Here is a 17,977-nt window from a genome sequence, read left to right on the forward strand (position 1 = left end):
CAAAACGGGCTTGCGGCAAGGACCGGCCGAGGGTGACTGCTCAGCGAGTGTGAACGGGCAGGGGGTGAATTTCCATCCGATGCACGGCCACGACGTTGCAGTCCTCCACCCACACCCGTACCTCCAGGTCAGCGCAATCGTCCTTCAGTTCAAAAGCGAGGACGCGTTCACTGTCCTCATCCAGGCCGTGGCCGTAAAGGTCCAGGCGCGCCAGCCGGCGGTTGCCGCCATCAGCTGTGACCTCCATGTTGGGGTTGGCGCCGCGCGGGCCTGCAAATCGCCCCAGGAGGCGAACTTCATAGCGGCCCGCCGCCAGAAAGACATACGGCCCGTACACCAGGTGGCCCGACTGTCCCGTGCTGTGTATCTGCCGGCCCAAGCGTTGCCCGCCATGGCTGTGGAGCCGGGGATCATCGCCATGCAGGCGCAACACGCCGTCGCTCACCCAGTCTTGGTGCCATTGCCCACCCAGCAGCACCTGCATCAGCTGTTCGGTGCTTTCCTTCCAGCTTTGCACGCGCAGAGGGGTGGACAAAGGCGCCCGTCCGCCGGTATGCAAGGCGAGCCAATGGGTCACTGCATGGGCCAGTGTCTCGGGACTCAGGCCCGAGAAATAGGTGGCATGAGGGCCGGCCACTTCGTGGAACACGGGTAGATCCCGGGCGAGGATGGGCCGTTGATGGCGCGCCGCCTCGATCAAGGGCAGCCCAAAACCTTCACCTTCCGAGGCGGCCAGTAAGCAGGTGCATGCGGCGTAGATCTGGTCCAGGTATTCGTCACTCACCGGGTGTAGCCAATGCAAGCGTCGCCCCAGCTCCGGATGACTTTTCAGGCCGTCCACAAACGGCGTCATGTGCCAGCCATGCTGGCCCACCAGCACCAACTGGACCCGGTCTCCGCGTGCCCAGAGTTGCTCGAATGCCGCGAGTGCCTGGCGATGACCTTTGCGAGGCTCCAGTGTGCTGACCATCAGGAAGCTGGGTGCGGCGGCCAGGGCTGCCAGGACCTGGCGGGCGTCGGGCGGCAGACCTCGGGTGGGCGCTGATCCCGCCAGGTCCGCACCCAAATGAAACCAACCCAGCTTGAGCGGCCGCAGGCGCTGGATGGACTCCCCTGTCATCCACTGCGCCACCTCATCGGCCACGGTACGGGACACACACACCAGGCCGTCAGCCCGCGCCAATCGGCCCAGCCAGCGATGGTGCGCCTCAGCCGTGCCTTCGGGGAAGTACTGCGGCATGTGGATCGGCAGCAGATCATGCACACCAAAAAACACCTTCACCCCCACGCCGCGCAGGTCGGCATAGGTGTCGGCCTGCGCCAAAACGACCTCGGGTTGCAATTCCAGGCGCAGGAAAATGTCGCCGGCATCGGGCTCAATCGGGCTGTCGATGGCATCGCCGGCCGCCTGCGCTGTCGCACCGAGGAATGCCCTGGTGAACCGCCGGGCATAGAGATAGCCCTCCTGGTGGCGGCGAGCCCGCACGGGTTCGACGGTACAGCCTGGCGGTGGGTTGCTCATCAGCTGCATCAGGATGCTGCGCACCACCCTTTGTATGCCCGTGTGGTGATCGCGCTGCGCCAGTTCGGTGACATCGTAAAAAAACTGCATCGGGCGGCCTCACGCGGCGCCTGGGCCTGATGCGGCCGGCAGCGGGCAGAACTGTCGCCAAAAAGCCGCCAGCGCCGGTGAGCCCACGGCCGCAAATTCGGGGTTCAGCAGGGGGCGCTGCAAGCCATAGATCAAAGGCTGTCCATCCCCATCGAGTACGGCGCCACCAGCCGCCTCCAGTACACATTGCGCGGCTGCCGTATCCCACTGGGACGTGGGCCCGAAACGCGGGTAGATGTCAGCCAGCCCCTCGGCAATGCGACAAAATTTCAGCGAGCTGCCGGCACGTACCAGGCAGTGTTCATTCGTCAACTGGGCCAGCCAGGCGGCGAGCTGCCCGTCTCCGTGTGAGCGGCTGCCCAACACCCGCAGGGGCTTGGAGGGGGCCCAGGCTGCAGTCTGCAAGGCCTGGGCGGTGCCGTCGTCCCCCTGCTGCTTCCAGGCTCCCAGCCCCTGGCCGGCATAGAACAACTCCCCCGACACCGGCGCATACACGACACCCGCGACCGTTGCGCCCTGTTGCACCAGTGCAATGGTCACCGTGAACTCTCCGCTGCGTTTCACGAATTCCTTGGTGCCATCCAGTGGGTCCACCAAAAAAAACGTCTGGCACGCGAGGGCGCTGCTGTCGCCCTCGGTGCGCGACTCTTCGGACAGGATGAAGACGCCGGGAAAGTTGGCCTCCAGCGCTTGCCGGATCACGGCATCGGCTCGCAGATCGGCCTCGGTCAGGGGGCTGGCATCTTCTTTGTGCCAAACCGCTCCGCTGCGCTGGTGGTAAACCTCCAGGATGGCCTGGCCAGCGTGGCGAGCGGTGCAGCACAGGGTTGCCAGCAGTGTGGCGGTGACGGGAATGTTTGGCATTGGTCGGGCCTACCTCGGGGTGGGGGTGTTTCAGGAACAGGGGGTGCCATTGCCTTCGGTGGCAGGTTTGACCTTGGCGCGCGACGGAGGCACTGCGGTCCGGTGAGTTGTGTCAGCCGACAGGCACCCGCTGGTCATCCAGGACGAAGTGCGACACCAGCAAGGGGGCCGTGGTGACGACTTGGAAGCAGTTGTTGAGGCCGGGGAGTACCAGGGGACGAAGCAGCCCTGCATTCACATCGGCCTCCGGTGGCAGGGTCACGGATTTGTCCTGCAGCCCATTGGCGCTCAAGGTCACCACCGTCGGCCCTGCGCCGGGGGTCGGGAGCGTTCGCCCACAAACATAGAAGTTGCGCAGGCTGCGCAGCCCGGACACCTGCAACCAGGCCGTGTTGCTCAGCACATGGCCGTTGTGCAAAGGGCTCCACGAAAGGCCCTGCACCAGGCAGCGGTCCGCCACCATGGCATGGGGTTCGATTTGATCGAGGGTGCGTGCCCAGTAGTCTTCCTCTTGCTGCAGAACGTTCTCCGCGATCAATTGGGCCAAGGCGTGGGGCGTGGCCAGGACGTCGGCACGCCATTGCCCGTCCAGGCCCTGGTGGTGCATCGGGGGGGCAAGGCGCGTGAGCCGGGCATGCCACACGCGGGCGAGTTCGCGTTTGAACTCGCTGCGCCAACACGCCTGCAAATGCCGGCTGTTCACCTCATTCTGGGGACTGGCACGGTCGCGGCTCAGGCTCACATGGTGGGCCACCACGCTGCGGTAGGCCATGGCGATGTGAAAGCCTTTCGCCTTGATTTTTTGGCACAAATCAATGTCTTCGGCACCGTTGACAAAGCCTTCGTTGAGGCCACCCACGCTGTCCAGCAACTCACGCCTCACCAGGCAGCATGCGCCGGTCACGGCGAACACCCGCGCAGACACCTGCCCAGCGCCAGGCCAGTCCTGCACATGGGCGAGCTTGCCTTGGTCGGTCATGTGGATGCCTGCGTGGTCCAGCGTGCCGTCTGCGATGCGTGTTTGCACATTGCCCACGAGGCCAGCCTGCAGTGAGGGGTCTGACAAGGCCTCCAACATGGGTTCCAGCCAGCCAGGCGAGAGCACCAGGTCGTTGTTGAGCAAGGCCACCAGTGCGCCGCGGGCTCGCGCCAAGCCCGCATTCATGGCTTTGGCATAGCCCAGGTTGCACGGGTTGAGCACCCTCTGTATGCCTGGGTGGGTCAACTGGGCCAGCCATTCGCGGGTGCCGTCGGTGGAGCCATCGTCCACCAGAATCACCTCGCAGGCCAAGCCCGGAGGCAGAGACGCGTGCAGCGAAGCCAGCATCGCCTGGGTCTGGGTCAGGTGGTTGTACAGCGGGACGATCAAACTGATCACGGGGTGTTGCATGGTGGGTTGTCAGGCGCTCAGCGGGGTTGGGCAGCATGCGCCTGGCCTGTCGCCAGGACATGCTGGTACAAGGCCAGATCCAGCGCATTGTGCTCAAGGATGCAGTCGCGTGTCGTGCTGTCCAATTCCAGTGTGGGGCCCATCGTGACATTCTCCTTCGGGAAAGCTAGCGGGGGCCAATGGAGCCTTGCGCCTAAGGCCGCCAGGAAATCGCTCAGGTTGTCCAACGTACCCACCAGCAGGTAATGCCGCTGCAGATTGTGCAGGGCCAAGTCCAGTAACCAGCGCTCATTGATCAACATCCCGGCATCGGGTGCAATGCCCGCAATGACCCGGCAGGCATGGTTGTTGGTCATTTCCGTGAGGCCTCGCTGCACAAACTCCCGCAGGCTGATCTGCTGTTGAAAATGGTGGGCGAAGCGGGAGTCCGGCAGGCTTTTTTGATAGCGGTACAGCGAGACCACACGATCAAGAGGGTGGCGCAACACGGTCGCATAAGTAGGCTGAAGCTGCAAAAGCCGGTGCACGCCATAGGAAAAATGGCCCATCAATACTGAGGGGGCGCCGCCGGGCCGGCTTCTGAAGGAGTTGACGAAATCAAGCTGGGGATTCAGGAGCGATAGTTCACCGTGGTAGGCAAAAACCACGTCGGGATGGCATTTCTCGACCAGTCGGCGCAAGGAGGTCCCCGCCGTTTTGGGAATGTGGGACAGGAGGAGGGTCATTTGAAACAGTCTCTCTCAGATCGCATGGGGTTCTGTGGTGCATGGCCCACTTATTCTCCCTGGGGCCACTGCCATAGCAGTGCTGCTTCAGAAAGCCCACCCACGGGAATCGGCGCAGAGGCGGCCCTGAGCATGCTTAAGTGGCTTGACGCGGCTCGCCCAACTGCCGGGTCAGGCGGTCTTTGGCGTAGTGGTAAACGGTGTACTCCAAAGCATTGTTCTCGATGAATTGATCGCGCACGGCATCGGGGACGGTTTCACTGCGTTCGGTCGCATTCAGGTGCTCCAGCGCACTGGGGCTGAATGGCTTGTTGAGCTTGTGGGCGATGCTTTGCAGCGAGCCGTTCAAGTTCTCCATGATGCCAATCTCAATGAAGTACTGCTCGATGATGTCTCGGTAGTTGTCAAAAGTGATCACCCTCGGGAAGTAGTTCAGCATCACCGAGGGGGTGGTCCGGACATAGTTCAACAGATCGGGGTCCAGGGGCTCGGTGTGCTTCTTCCAGCCCTGTGCCACCTTCTGGATGTAGTAGTAGTGCGATACCAGGCGCTCCAGGGGGTCGCGCATGATGGTGATGAACTGCTTGGCTTGCGGGTAATAGTCCTCGACACCAAAATGGCGGCGCCGATTGAAGTGGCCGTACACGGCAATCGGCCGCTGGGGGCGGTGCAGGTCGAAAATATCATGCCTGTCCGGCATTTCGCAGCTGGCTTCTCGGTAGTAGTGTGTCAGCAAACCATCACCGAACCACTGCTTGAACAGCTCGTGGACCGAGGTCCCGGCGGTCTTGGGAATGTGGATGCAGATCAAGGGGTGGGCTGGGTCGTAAGCGAGCATGCTTGTGTTCAAGAAGGTGGAGGCGACCTCAAGTGAGGGCGGCCGCGGTACCGGTGGAGGGCCGCATGCCGTGGAGCCCGTGCTCCTGCATGAAGCTCGCGATGGCATGGTTGACCCGCCGCACGGCCAGGTGGACGCTCGGGTCTGCATGGGCAGCCAACTGTGACGCTGGGTCCAGGGCCGCGTGGTGGTGCAGCACCCAGGGTTCGTCCTTGAGCGGGGGCAGATCCAGGTGGGTCGGGTAGTTCCAGCGGTTTGTCAGGACCTGGGCGGGCAATCTCAGGTCATTGAGCGCCAGGCAGAATCCGATCTGGTCCACATGCTGGGCCCAGCGTTCCATGAGTTCGGTGCGAGACAGCAGCCATCGCACCCACACGCCCCAGCGTTTGCTCAGCTGCACCAGGGCGGTTCGAGGGATGCAGTAGAAGCCGCCATTGAAATTCCCGATCGCGGTGTTGAATACCTTGCTCACGCCTTGGCGGCTGTACCCATTGGAAACCAGGCCGAGCATGGGCACCCCGGCTTCACGGAATAGGTTTTCCAGCAGCTGCAGTGGCGGGTTTTCCATGTCCACGCTCTTGCCTGCCACCGCGTCGCTCAGTTCCTCAAAGGGGAGGGGCGCCGTGAAAACGACGTCCACATCCGTCAGGACGACACGGTTGACCTGACCAAAATCGGTGTCCCCCTGGATGATCTTGTTCGCATAGCTGTTGCGCTCATCGAAGCGCGAGACGGCGTGGGTCCGCACACCCAACTGACCGCAAAGTCGGGTCACGTCCGGTGGCAATTCGCACACATGGTGGACATGAATGTGCTCCGGCGCGATGTTGGCCAGGCGCGTGGCCGTGGCCAGCCAGGGCATCAGGCTGCGCCAGATGCCGGGGGTGTCATCCACCAGGCAGGACAGCGCCACCTCGCTCCGTGCGGCCTCCCGCACGGCCGCTTGCGCGGGTGGGGAGGCAGACACCCGCGCGCTTGGATCCAACTCAAAAAATCGCAGCGATTGATTGCGACAAGTGACGACCAAGAAGCGTGCACTGGGGTCGATGTCCAGCCCTTTGCCTCCACCTTCCAGGATGCGGTGGGCCTCCTTGACGGCCTGCTGCGACTTGTGAAAGGCGCCGAGGTCGATGCCGAATGTCTTGACCGTGCTGTGGTGGATGTCCGATTGCCAATCGTCCCGGGTTCTGAAGGCATGGACGTAGCGCCCACCCGCATCCACGGCGTAGAGCGCCGTCCCATTGGGTCCAAAGCGCAATCCATGGGGGAAGTGCATGTCAAAGTCTGTCAGGGAACAAGCGAAGCGGAAATCGCCCGGCCCCGGCATCGGGTTTGAACGCTCTGAAGGTCGCCCCGTGTTGCGGTAGACCACCACCCTGCGGTGGTCGTGGTCGCTCAAGGCCATCAGGCGGCCATCTTCGCTCAGTGCAATGCCATCGACGACGCTCAACCCCTCATGGGCGATGACCACCCCTTCCTCGATTTGCAGGTCCTGTCCATGGCGCTGGCACCGGAAAGTGGAGACAGTGTTCATGTAATTGCAGGTCACAAACAAGACACCGTTGAACAGACGCACCGAGCCGGGTCCACAGAACAAGTCACGGTCCCGCAGCTTGCGGGTGACGCCGGTTCGACCGAACAAGGGAGACACCACTTCGTGCACGGGCTGCAGCACATACCCGTCGTACCACTGGGAGGCTGGTGGAATCTGAAAGAAGGCGAGGCTGCCGTTGCGGCTTGCGACAACGACCATGTCCTCCCCCAGGAACTCGACACCATGCGGTATCAACAGGCTGGGCGAACGAAACTCCACCTGGGCCTCCACCACAATCGGACTGACCTCCAGGTTGACCGAGAAGAGCAAGAGGCAGCCATCCGTCGCGACCACCGCGAGGCGGCGTCCGGACGGTGAAAATCGGACATCCTCGGAGCGGTAGTTGCTGTCAAAACTCCGAATTTCCGTGTGGGGTGCGAGTGTGATCATGGCTTGAGTGGAGGGTCGCTTCCTGGTCACGTGGACAAGGGCAGGCGCTTCGCATGGAGGCTAGCGCTTGGCCAGCAGTTCTTTGAGGAGGTCCAATTGGGCTTGGGTGCGGGTCAGGGCGTCCCGGTCTCTCAAGTGTTCGCGGTGCAGGCGTCCGGACTGGTCTTGCTGGGCCCGCACCTGCTGTTCAAGTGCGCGCAAGGGACCCATCAATGACACGGGCGGATCGAGAAGGTTGGGGCTGGCCGAGGGGAGGCTGGTCTCGCCGGCCTGGATGGCATGCTTGAGATCGGCAACCTCAGATTGCAGCAGTTGCACGTGATCGCATTTGGTGGCGAATTCTGCCTCCAGGTGCTGGTACACCAGGCGCTCCGCCCGAAGTCGTTGCTCCAGTTCTTCGGCATGTTGGTAGGCCTTGGCCAGTGCCTGCCGCGTGGTGCCGTGCTCCTCACGTTCGCGTTCGCGTTGGCGCTGGTAGTCCTCCAGGAGTGGGGCATACAGGTGCTCCAGTTCACTCAGTTCCTGATGGATACGCTCGGCCAGATCGGCCAGGTCGGGTGCCCGGTGCAGCAAGGCCTCGTACAGGCGCATGGCCCACTGCGTGATGGCATGGGGCCGGAGTGCCTCCAACGCCTGCGGATCGGCCTGGTGGTGGCGCAAATCCTGGTCCAGAAAGTGCTCGATGGCCGATTCGGCTTGGGTGATTGGGGTGGGCCAGACGAGGTCCAACTCCTGGCGCAAGCGCTCCAGGGTACCGTGCCAATCCCGCATCAACTCGTCGTACACCACAATGGCGCAGGGCACGTCGGTGCTGTAGCGAATGGCATCGAGCACATGGCGCAGCCACAGGGACACCGACCGTTCAACGCCAAAGCCTTCTCTGCGCGCCAGGCTGGCCGCCACCTCCAGTGGGTGACGCACGGTGATGACGACCATGACGGCGCTTCGTTGTTGTTGCAGGGCCTCAATCCACAACGGTAGGAGGCGCGCGATGCGGGGGTCCTTGATGACCAATGGGCTGTCTTGGGATGGGTACGCCTGGCGCAGTTGGTCGACTGCCTTGCGAAAGGACGCCTGCGTGGCTGCAGTGAGTGCCTCCAGGGGCAGCGCACGCACATCATCCCAGTGGGAACCAGCCTCCCTCAGTAGTTGATCGTTGATGGCAATCACATCGTTGGATTCCCAAAAGCCGGTCGGGTTGAATTGGCTGTGTGGTGCCATCAGATTGGCTGGCAGCGTGGCCCCCAGCAAATTGAGCAGCCGGGTGAGGGCCGAGGTGCCGCTGCGGTGCATGCCCGCCACCAGCAGGGTGGTGTGGCGGGTCGTCGGGAGGGGCTCGTTCATTCTGAAGCCTTGCCTTGGGGGGCTGGGTCGATGGAGGCGGGCAGCACAAGGCGCGTGACCAAGCCCAGCAGGTCCTGGCCTTCGAACAAGCAGCCCTCCAGTCCCGCTCGCTGGGCGGCTTCGATGTCCGAGGGCTTGTCGCCAATCAGGCGGGATCTGGCCGGGTCGATCTGAGGCCAGTCGCGCAGCGCTTGTCTGAGCATGCCGGGTTGGGGTTTGCGACAATCGCAGGTCATGGTCAGCGCTGCCACTGTCCCCTCCGGATGATGGGGGCAGTAGTAGAAGGCATCGATGTGAGCCCCGATCGCCTGCAGTTGGGCTTGCATCCAGCCATGCAGTTGCTCGACGGCGGCGGCATCGTAGTAGCCTCGCGCGATACCCGCTTGGTTGGTCACGACGATCACCAGCCATCCCTGGTCGTTGCAATGGCGGATGGCCTCTGGCGCACCAGGCATCCAGCGGAAGTCCTGCTCGCGGTGGGTGTAGCCCGCGTCTTGGTTGAGCACACCATCGCGATCAAAGAACAGAGCCGGCCGGCGCAGGGGCAACTGGGCTTGGGCACGTTTCAAATCCTCCGGGATGCCGATGTCGATGAAGTAGCGCGGGTAGGCGCGCCCGAACAGTCTGCCTCGGTCCACCAGCTTGGGCAGGAGCTCGGTTTCCAGCGAGCAGGGGACCTTGACGATGTCCTGAAGCACATCCCGCCGCAACAGATAGACGCCGCCGTTGATCAGCCCTGGCCCTTGTGCCGCCTTTTCAGCAAACGAGGTGATTTGCTCGCCCGCCAGCCCCACTGTGCCATACCGTCCTGTATCGGCCAGCGGTCGCAAGGCGACCTTGCCAAGCCAGTCCGAGCCCGGGGCCAGCGACGGCAGATCCAAGAGGTTCAGGTCAAAAAAGGAGTCCCCATTGAGCAAGAGGAACTGCTCTTGGAGCGAATCGCTCACCTGCGTGATGGCTCCGGCGGTGCCCATAGGGCAGGGCTCTGTGACGCAGCGCACCCGTGCCTGGCATACCACCATGCCCTCAAAGGCCTCGACGATGTGCCCGGCCATGTGGCCACACAGCAGCACGATGTCGGTGATGCCATGCCGGGCGACCTCCTCAATCACTTGTTGCAGGAAGGGCCGCGCGCCGACCTCCATCATGGGCTTGGGCCGGTGGGCGGTATGAGCACCCAAACGCGTGCCTTTGCCACCCACCAGGATCAGTGCCTGATTCAAAGGCATGGCGTGCGGAGGATCGGCCGACGTGGACACCGTGCTCATGGCGCGGCCTCGGTGCCACCGAACAGCGATTGCTCGATCAGACCGCACAGGATGTGTCCCAGCACGGCATGCCCCTCCTGGATCTTGGGGGTGTCTGTGCTGGGCACGGTCAGGTAGTGGTCACACAGCCCTTCCATGGGGCCGCCGCGATTCCCGGTCAGGCCAATGGTGATCAGCCCCAGTGTCTGCGCCTCCTGCAGTGCCAGGATGACGTTGGGCGACTGGCCCGAGGTGGAGTAAGCAATGAACACATCGCCCGGTCGTGCATGAGCTTGCAACTGGCGCACGAACACGCGCGCATAGCCCAGGTCATTGCCAATGGCCGTCAGAATGGAACTGTCGGTTGTCAAGGCCATCGCGGGCAAACCTGGGCGATCAAATGCAAATCGGCTCACCAACTCGGCGGCAATGTGCTGGGCATCGGCCGCGCTGCCGCCATTGCCGGCCAGCATGACTTTGTTCCCCTGCTCAAAGGCCCGTACGCAGGCCTGGGCCGCTGCCTCGATGCGGGCGTGCAATGCCTCATCTCGGGCCATGGCGGCCAGCACCCGGGCCGCCTCTTCCAGTTGGTGGATGATGTGGCGCTTCATGCCAGTCTCCATGCTTGTGTCCCACTCTTGGTGAAATGGCAATTGCTCACCTGCCCGCCAAAGCCCTGGAGCGCGCGAACGACGTCCATGCGCTTTTCGGTGGGCACAAAAAACCACATGAAACCACCGCCGCCCGCCCCCGACACCTTGCCCGCGAATGCGCCAGCAGCCATGGCAGCGTCGTACACCGCGTCGATGTCGCGGTTGGAGACGGTTTTGGCAGAACGTTTCTTGTTATCCCAGCCGACCCGCATGGACGCTACAAAGCCCGCAAAGTCGCCCCGCAAAAGGCATTCCTTCATCACCAGCGCCTCGCGCTTGATGCCTTGCATGGCCTCCAGGGCATCTGCCGCACCAGCCTTCACGTTGTTGCTTTGATCAGAGATGATGTTGGCGGACTCGCGCGATACCCCGGTGAAGTACAGTAGCAAAGAGGCCTCCAACTCGCACAGAATCCAGTTCTTGATCCGCAGCGGATTGATGATGGCCCGCTCTTCAGCGTAGAACTCCATGAAATTGAAGCCGCCAAAGGTGGCCGAGTATTGATCCTGCCTGCCCCCTTGCAAGCCACAGTCCACCCGTTCGATCTGGTGGGCAATCTTCGCCAGTGTGTAGTCGTCCAGTGGCAGGTTCAATAGCTCGGCAAAGGCTCGGATCATGGCCACCACCAAGGTCGATGATGAGCCCAGGCCCGATCCCGCAGGGGCGTCACAGAAGGTGCTCAGTTCCAGGGCGATCGGTACCCCGCCGTGGTAGTGGGCCACGATGTGGTTGTAGACCGCTTTGTGCAGGTTCAGCGATCCGTCCAGTGGCAGTTGGGCCGTGCAAGCCTGGACTTGCTCGGATTGCTGGTCGGTCGCAATCAAGCGGATGAAGGGCTCCTTCAGCGTTTTGATCACGGCATAGGCATACCGATCAATGGAGGCGTTGAGCACATAGCCGCCATGGATATCGCAAAAGGGCGAGACGTCGGAGCCTCCGCCGGCCAAGCCGAGGCGCAGGGGCGCTCGGGCGCGAATCACGGTCATGGTGTCATTTCGGTTGGTCAACAGGTTCAATCCATCTGTTCTGGCATTTTCTAGCGGTTCAACGGAATCCGACCTTTGGCAATCTCATTGCGCCAGTGCTGGAGCAAATCGGCGAACATTTGCCGGGCCGGAATCTGGGGCGCCCAATCGATGGCAGAACGGATCTTGGTGTTGTCGAACATTTGGTAGTCGGCGTCGATCGGTCGAAAGCGCTCCTGATCGCTGAGCACCTGAATGTCTTGGCGCGTGCTCATGCCAAGCAGCAACTCGATCACCTCAGGCAACTGGAACGCTTCCTCGCCGGCGATGTTGAAGTACGCCCCGCAAGGGATCTTGCCTTGGGCACTGGCCTCGATCAGCAAAAAGTAGGCTCTCACCGCATCGCGTGCGTCTTGAAAGGTTCGGGTGCTGGCGAGGTTGCCGACCCGGATCACTGGCTCTTGGTAGCCCGCCTCGATCAGTGCAATCTGCTTGGCCACCGTGCTTTCAAAAAAAACATCGCTGCGCCGCGGTCCCGAGTGGGTGCCCATGCGGGTGATGACCGTGCGCAGTCCATAGGCCTCGCCGTAATAGCGCCCCAGGTAGTCGGCGCCGATCTTGCTGATGCTGTAGGGGCTGGCGCCATGGAACGGCGTATCTTCGGCCAGCTTGGCACCGGCCTTGGCCCGTCCGTAAACCTCGCTCGACGAGCAGACATGGATCACCGGGTCATAACCATCGGCCTCTCTTTGCTGCCGGACGCACTCCAGCAGGTTGGCCGTACCGATGATGTTGGTTTGCAGTGTTTCGAGAGGGATGTCGACCGAGGTCTTGGGATAGGACTGTGCCGCCAGGTGCGAAATGCCATCGGGTCTGACGCTTTTGATCATGCGACTCAAGGCCGCGTAGTCGTTGAGGTCGGCGTAAAACAGGCTGATTCTGTCCTTGCGGTTGATGCGCTGTGTCAGGTGATAGAGGTTGTCCATCGGCTCCTGCCAACGCATCATGCCCACCACGTCATAGGCAGAGTTCTCCAGCAGGTAATCTGCGAGTTGAGAGCCAACCTGGCCTGTCACGCCGGTGATCAATATTTTTTTCTTCATCAATTGGCACGGCTCCTGTTGAACTGGGGAAACTCCAGGCGCACCGCCTCCTCCACTGAGCGAGGTGATCGATCCAGCAGGCGCGCCAAAACCGGGGAGGTCATGGCGATCACGCGGGGGCGCTGTTTGAAAAAATCGTCGGGGGGCTGCGTCACCTGCAGTTGCAGGTCCGGAAAGCAGTTTTTCTGGAGACAGCTTGCCAGATCGACCCGCGACACACAGTCGGGTCCACCAAAGTTGATGACCGACTCAGGCGTGGCATCCCAGCGCTCTGCCAGGGCCAGCGCACCGGCGACCACATCATCGCGATGGACCATGGCGCGCAAGAACGGATGGAACAATTCGACAGGCACCTGGCGTTGCGCACAGCCGGTGATGTACGAAGTGAACTTGTCCTCGCGCGAGAACACATGCGACAGGCGAATCGACTTGAATTGGGGTTTGTCCGCGAAGTGCTGTTCCACCTCATGTTTCATCGCTGCATAGTCACCGGCGGGTTGGCAAGGCGCCTGCTCATCAAAGGCTTGCGCGCGCTCGCCATAGACCGTGTCGCTTGAGAAAAAAACCACCCGAGCACCCTGTCGGAGGGCGTTGTCAATCAAGACCATGGTGCCGGTCACATTCACCGTTTTGGCGCGCTCAGGTTCCCGTGCACACACATCGGGCGCAGAAATGGCGGCAGTGACGAAGACCACATCTCCAGTTTGGATGCGGTTGTAGTCAAAATCTTCGGGTGCCTCCAGCCTCAGGGGCCATGAACCGCCCTGGCCACTGGACGAGGTGCCCAGGGCTGGGCCTCGCATTTTGGCCTGCTGGAGCAAGGCCTTGCCGATGTACCCTGCGGCACCAATGACAAGCAAGTTCGGTTGGGCATTCATCGCTTTGTGAATCATGGGATGGATGGTCTGGTGTTTTCAAATGAATTTAGACAGAGCGGTGAAATATTCCAGGTCAGCTGGCACACCCAAACCGTACATGCCCGCCCGGTCTGCCCCAATGTTGTAAATCCCGATGCGCCCGCCTTGCGCAATCATTTCGTTATAGGCCGGGGCGACATAGAACTCTTGATTGACCCGCAGGTTCTTTGAAATCATCTGCTCGGCTGCCGCGACAAAATGATTTCCATGCCGGTAATTGTAGATTCCGACCGTAGCTTCATCTGAGACCACGACCTTCTCGACCACTTCCGAAACCAGCCCCTGGCTGTTCAATTTGACGAATGACCATTTGGGATCGGTGGCCTTCATGGTCATGATCAAGCCATCCAGGTCATTGGATTGCAATGTCAATAGATAATCGTCGATGGCCACGTCAATGTACTGATCGCAGTTGGCGATCATCAGCGGAGCTGGGGTGTCGATCAGGTCTTTGGTCAGCAAGACGGTGCAGGCTGCTCCATCGGTAACCTGGTCAACCGCCCTGACATGGCATCCGGGTGCCCATGCTTGTAGTTTCTCGGCCAAGGCATGTTCACGCAGATGCTGCTGTAGACATATGAAAATATAGCGGTGGGCTTGTCGAGGTCGAAGGTTGTCTATCACGACCTTGATCATGGGGACCCCATTCACAGGGATCAAGGGCTTGGGGTCTGGGTAGCCAACTTGCTTGAAACGGCTGCCGTGCCCTGCCATCGGTATCACGATATTCAACACGACGCCTCTCCCGGGAACTTGTCATCCAACACCCCTGGGACCTTGACCACCACGGTCATGGCATCAGTGATCGCCTGGAAATCAGTGCTTTCGTTGGGGGTAATCGTCACAATATCACCGGGAAAAAAGTCCTGGCCATTCATCCGGACTTGGCCAGACAGGATGGTCGTGATCTCGGTTGCTATTTTGTGATGATGCCGTTCCTCCTGCGCTCCCGCGGCATAGTGCTTGACACCCACTTCTGCAGCCTGGGTCTGGAAAACGGTTGGGTTGAAATCTCCAACAAACCACCCTCGGTGCATTTCGGCTAACTTCGCCACTTTCATGTGTAAACCTTTGGAGTGTTGATTGGTCAGTGCCATTTTTTAATAAGCATCCGGGCGTCGACCGGATTCGTATTCGGCTATCTTTTGGGGGGAGTAGAAGGTAATGTAGTCACCAGGCGGCGTGGGAACTGCTTTCAAATTTCGATTCAGCAAAATGAGTTCATTCAGAACGGACGAGACGTAGAACAGACCCTCGTGATTGGCATTCTTGCTGATTGCATTTTTGGCGCCTTGAATGTAATCGCAGCCACGGCTGAACAGATAAACTCCAGCAATCGCATGCTTGCTGATGGGGCGCTTTTCTGCCGCTTCGATCAATTGTTGGTCTTGGTTGATTCGCACATAGGACCAACGGGGATGGGTTGACTGGAAAGTGATGCAGCCACCATCAAGGTCTTGATGCATCAGTTGTGAAACACAGGTCGGCAAGCTGGTTTCAAAAAACTGATCGCCATTGGAGATCATCAAAGGATTCTCATTGTCGATCTCGTCAATGGCCAGCAACGAACTGCATACAGCGCCTTGGGTCTCACCCCGAATGCGGCGCACCACTGTACCCGCCTCGGTCAGAAGGCAGATGGTTTCATCCAAATGAAATCGCACGCAATCTTCGTCTCGGAGCAGGAAAATAAATCGCTTCTTCTGTTGTATCGAATTGAGGTTGTGGATCAAGTGCTCAATCATTGACTTGCCGCGGATTTCCGTGAGCGACTTCGGAAAAGGATAGTCTTTGGCATCAAAGAAAGGCGTGGGCCCCGCCAGAGGAATCAAGATATTAAGCATGGCTGGCCTCGACGCGCTGAATGAACTCAGTGATGTTCATGTAGTTAACATCATTGGTGTCACGAACTTTGAGAACATGCGCTCCTGAGTCTTGTGCGGCCTTGATACCGTTGAGATTGTCTTCGATGATGAGGCATTGTGTGGCAGGCAGGCCGAGACGCTGAATGGCCTTGGTGTAGATTTCAGGATCGGGTTTCGGCTTGATCACATCCTGATTGGATAGATAGAAATCCATATAATCCAAAAGTCGGGCTTTGCCCAGCATGATTTCAATGGTTTTGCGTACCGAGTTCGAGCAAACGGCCAGTTGGTAGCCTTCTGCCTTCAAATGCGACAAGGCATAGTGATGGACAAAGGTTGGCTTGCAGCGGGCGTGGGTCAATTCCATCGTGTAATCTTGCTTGAGATCATTGATGAAGTCATGCAAGGCTGTGGGTAGGCCCCGTTCAATCGAGAGCATCTCCAGTTTTTTTCTGGTAGGCAATCCGTCATATGTCACCAGGTGATCATATTTGCTGATCTCCATGCCGAACAGCCCCAGTGCCCGGTTCAGTGCTTCATAATGCCATTCTTTGGCGTCAATCAAGACGCCGTCCATGTCGAAAATAATGGCCTTGATTTTTTTATCAATATTCATCTTGTGAATTGAAATAGTCATGGGCGGCATCAGGGTAGTCTGTGCACAACGACAGCAATGGATGGCGGCCTAGACCCCAGGCTTTGAGTTTGGCCCAATGGGTTTGATGCGCTCGTCGGTGCAGTTCTGGCGAAACGATGCACACGGCTTTGCCCTGCGATGTCCAAGGCTCGATCGTGGCTGGGTCGTACCATTCTTCTTCAAAGGCATCCAGCCAGATGCCTCTGGCTTGAGGCAGCAGCTTGGGGGCAGGGATTTCGTATTCACTGCATCGCAGGTAAACAGACAAGCCCTGGCGCAGGTAGCCCAGGGTGTCTGGTATGGACATGTCGAACAGAAAGTAGTCCTCGGGAGACCAACCCGCCAAGGCTTGGGCCATCAGCGTGTGCAGGCCATCGGATTTGATGTTGATGGCCAAGGGGATGTTGGGGTTCTTTTCCCGGAAGCGCATCAAGAAGTCCAGCCCAGACAGGGCCGGCGGCATTGCTGGGTCGTGAGAGATGACCAGTTGCCCATGCATGTCCCGCAAGTCGGTCTCGATGCTGTATTGCCGCGCCAAGGCGGCGTCAAAGGCTGCCGCGGTATTCTTCTCGTCGGGATGCGACCACATGCCGCGATGTGCAATGATTTTCATGGTCGGTTGGCATTGAGTTGGGTCTGCAACAGGTTGTTGGCCCTGCGCAGGAGGTTGATCTCATCTTCCAGGGCCTTCGTGAGTGGCGTACCGGTTTGCTGCTGGGTCCACTGCGCTTTGGGGCCGTCCAACTGCCACAGTGGGCCCTTGTTCTGTAGGCATTTCCCGCCGACGCCAGGCAGCACGCTGTTCATTTTGATTTGAAAGTCGAGCGCTGATTTTTCAATCCAGGCCAACCGCTCCGGACTGGCAAGAGGTTGACGCAGGATGTCACTCAATGCTGCTTGGAAAAGGTCACCAAATGCGGATCGCCGGTATTGACCAGCCAGGATGCCCTTGGCGAACTGGGTGCTCGAGAGCGCATTGTTCATGGCATTTGAATGGTGTGACACGTGCTTGTTGTCAATCGGCGCCCACAGCAGTTCTTCCAGTGTGCACTGAGCCAATTGTTTTGGCACATCGATAGCTTGCGGCTGTAAATCAGAAAACCATGCATCAATGATCAGCATGTAGAGCGCCAAGGCATGCTGGTAGCAGGCGGAGGATTGCAGCAGCTCAAGATGCACCCGGGTCTTTTCGGCATCATCAAATATCAGGCCAATATTGCATCGCATGTAGCGATCAATCCAGTCCGATCCGAAACCCCAATGCCCCCACATCAGTTGTTCAGGCGCCACCCTGTTGTATCGAAGGAGGGTGGTGAAGGAGAGTTCAGTGTTCTTTTTCAAGTCTGCGGCGAGGCCGCAGTAGATCATGTCATTGATGTAAAACGGGTGAGCCGGGAAGTGACCCAGGATGTAGATCCGGCGCGTCGGGGCCGGATGCAAGAAAGGCAGTGCTGCACATTCTTGTGGTTCGAGCGCCATGAAGGCCCGGTAGGTATCGATGTCTGAGAAGTCAGGGCGCCCTTTGTAGACTAAAACGTCATCTGGAATGATGGCCAGGGGAAAATCAAGTGCCGCGATTTGGTGCAGTACGTGGCCAGGGAGGATCAGATCCGGTTGTGGTTGCTCCAGGATGTGCGCACCCAGATGGGCCAAGGCATCTTGCACCGCCGGGTATTTTGCAAGCTCTCCTTGCCAAGTTGAAAAGTAGAGCGGAGGCCTGCTGCTGGCTGGCTGGCACCGATAAAAGTCCAGAAAAAGGATGAATTTGGCTTCATCCCGGATCAAGCCTGTAAATACCACAGCCCGTTGCGTCATAGGATTGAATTCGAATAA

At 59.9% G+C, this 17,977-nt stretch carries 18 protein-coding genes; all 18 read right to left on the reverse strand.

Annotated elements, in window-relative coordinates; all coding sequences use genetic code 11:
* Positions 1-40: 40 nt before the first annotated feature.
* The 18 genes from AC07PT_RS05345 to AC07PT_RS05430 all read right to left on the reverse strand — a co-directional run bounded on the left by AC07PT_RS05345 (position 41) and on the right by AC07PT_RS05430 (position 17,959).
* Entirely contained in the window at positions 41-1,612 is a 1,572-nt protein-coding gene (locus tag AC07PT_RS05345) for a glycosyltransferase family 4 protein (RefSeq protein WP_494656025.1), read from the reverse strand.
* 9 nt (positions 1,613-1,621) lie between these two features.
* Complete coding sequence (gene cysQ, locus AC07PT_RS05350) at positions 1,622-2,476, reverse strand: 3'(2'),5'-bisphosphate nucleotidase CysQ (RefSeq protein ID WP_494656026.1); 855 nt, start codon at positions 2,474-2,476, stop codon at positions 1,622-1,624.
* Positions 2,477-2,588: 112 nt separating this feature from the next.
* Positions 2,589-3,866 carry a glycosyltransferase family 2 protein gene (locus tag AC07PT_RS05355; RefSeq protein ID WP_494656027.1) on the reverse strand — a complete coding sequence of 426 codons (1,278 nt, stop codon included), beginning with the start codon at positions 3,864-3,866 and terminating at the stop codon, positions 2,589-2,591.
* A gap of 17 nt (positions 3,867-3,883) precedes the next feature.
* Positions 3,884-4,591 carry a hypothetical protein gene (locus AC07PT_RS05360; protein ID WP_494656028.1) on the reverse strand — a complete coding sequence of 236 codons (708 nt, stop codon included), beginning with the start codon at positions 4,589-4,591 and terminating at the stop codon, positions 3,884-3,886.
* Positions 4,592-4,727: 136 nt separating this feature from the next.
* Positions 4,728-5,429 carry a sulfotransferase family 2 domain-containing protein gene (locus tag AC07PT_RS05365; RefSeq protein ID WP_494656029.1) on the reverse strand — a complete coding sequence of 234 codons (702 nt, stop codon included), beginning with the start codon at positions 5,427-5,429 and terminating at the stop codon, positions 4,728-4,730.
* Positions 5,430-5,457: 28 nt separating this feature from the next.
* A complete protein-coding gene (locus AC07PT_RS05370; protein ID WP_494656030.1) occupies positions 5,458-7,293 on the reverse strand; it encodes a YncE family protein in 1,836 nt (611 codons plus the stop codon).
* 180 nt (positions 7,294-7,473) lie between these two features.
* A complete protein-coding gene (locus tag AC07PT_RS05375) occupies positions 7,474-8,757 on the reverse strand; it encodes a sulfotransferase family protein (protein WP_494656031.1) in 1,284 nt (427 codons plus the stop codon).
* The gene (locus tag AC07PT_RS05380; RefSeq protein ID WP_494656032.1) at positions 8,754-10,025 is read right to left on the reverse strand and encodes an HAD-IIIA family hydrolase; all 1,272 of its coding nucleotides are present in this window, start codon (positions 10,023-10,025) and stop codon (positions 8,754-8,756) included. Before AC07PT_RS05380 ends, AC07PT_RS05375 begins: the two co-directional genes overlap by 4 nt.
* Positions 10,022-10,627, reverse strand: a complete 606-nt coding sequence (locus tag AC07PT_RS05385; protein WP_494656033.1) for a D-sedoheptulose 7-phosphate isomerase — start codon at positions 10,625-10,627, stop codon at positions 10,022-10,024. The genes AC07PT_RS05380 and AC07PT_RS05385 overlap by 4 nt, the downstream gene beginning before the upstream one ends.
* Positions 10,612-11,643, reverse strand: coding sequence for a GHMP family kinase ATP-binding protein (locus tag AC07PT_RS05390; RefSeq protein ID WP_494656034.1), 1,032 nt, complete (start codon positions 11,641-11,643; stop codon positions 10,612-10,614). The genes AC07PT_RS05385 and AC07PT_RS05390 overlap by 16 nt, the downstream gene beginning before the upstream one ends.
* 50 nt (positions 11,644-11,693) lie before the next feature.
* Positions 11,694-12,725, reverse strand: a complete 1,032-nt coding sequence (locus AC07PT_RS05395; protein ID WP_494656035.1) for a GDP-mannose 4,6-dehydratase — start codon at positions 12,723-12,725, stop codon at positions 11,694-11,696.
* Positions 12,725-13,618 (reverse strand): NAD-dependent epimerase/dehydratase family protein, encoded by an 894-nt coding sequence (locus AC07PT_RS05400; RefSeq protein WP_494656036.1) that lies wholly within the window; start codon positions 13,616-13,618, stop codon positions 12,725-12,727. The genes AC07PT_RS05395 and AC07PT_RS05400 overlap by 1 nt, the downstream gene beginning before the upstream one ends.
* Before the next feature lie 21 nt (positions 13,619-13,639).
* The gene (locus tag AC07PT_RS05405) at positions 13,640-14,377 is read right to left on the reverse strand and encodes a glycosyltransferase family 2 protein (protein WP_494656037.1); all 738 of its coding nucleotides are present in this window, start codon (positions 14,375-14,377) and stop codon (positions 13,640-13,642) included.
* Positions 14,371-14,739, reverse strand: a complete 369-nt coding sequence (locus AC07PT_RS05410) for a cupin domain-containing protein (protein WP_494656038.1) — start codon at positions 14,737-14,739, stop codon at positions 14,371-14,373. The genes AC07PT_RS05405 and AC07PT_RS05410 overlap by 7 nt, the downstream gene beginning before the upstream one ends.
* Before the next feature lie 3 nt (positions 14,740-14,742).
* Positions 14,743-15,486 (reverse strand): glycosyltransferase family 2 protein, encoded by a 744-nt coding sequence (locus AC07PT_RS05415; protein ID WP_494656039.1) that lies wholly within the window; start codon positions 15,484-15,486, stop codon positions 14,743-14,745.
* The gene (locus AC07PT_RS05420; RefSeq protein WP_494656040.1) at positions 15,479-16,144 is read right to left on the reverse strand and encodes an HAD family hydrolase; all 666 of its coding nucleotides are present in this window, start codon (positions 16,142-16,144) and stop codon (positions 15,479-15,481) included. The genes AC07PT_RS05415 and AC07PT_RS05420 overlap by 8 nt, the downstream gene beginning before the upstream one ends.
* The gene (locus AC07PT_RS05425; protein WP_494656041.1) at positions 16,113-16,757 is read right to left on the reverse strand and encodes a PI-PLC domain-containing protein; all 645 of its coding nucleotides are present in this window, start codon (positions 16,755-16,757) and stop codon (positions 16,113-16,115) included. Before AC07PT_RS05425 ends, AC07PT_RS05420 begins: the two co-directional genes overlap by 32 nt.
* Entirely contained in the window at positions 16,754-17,959 is a 1,206-nt protein-coding gene (locus tag AC07PT_RS05430) for a hypothetical protein (RefSeq protein ID WP_494656042.1), read from the reverse strand. Before AC07PT_RS05430 ends, AC07PT_RS05425 begins: the two co-directional genes overlap by 4 nt.
* Positions 17,960-17,977: the final 18 nt, after the last annotated feature.

This window comes from Curvibacter sp. GW821-FHT09D12, from assembly GCF_059416245.1.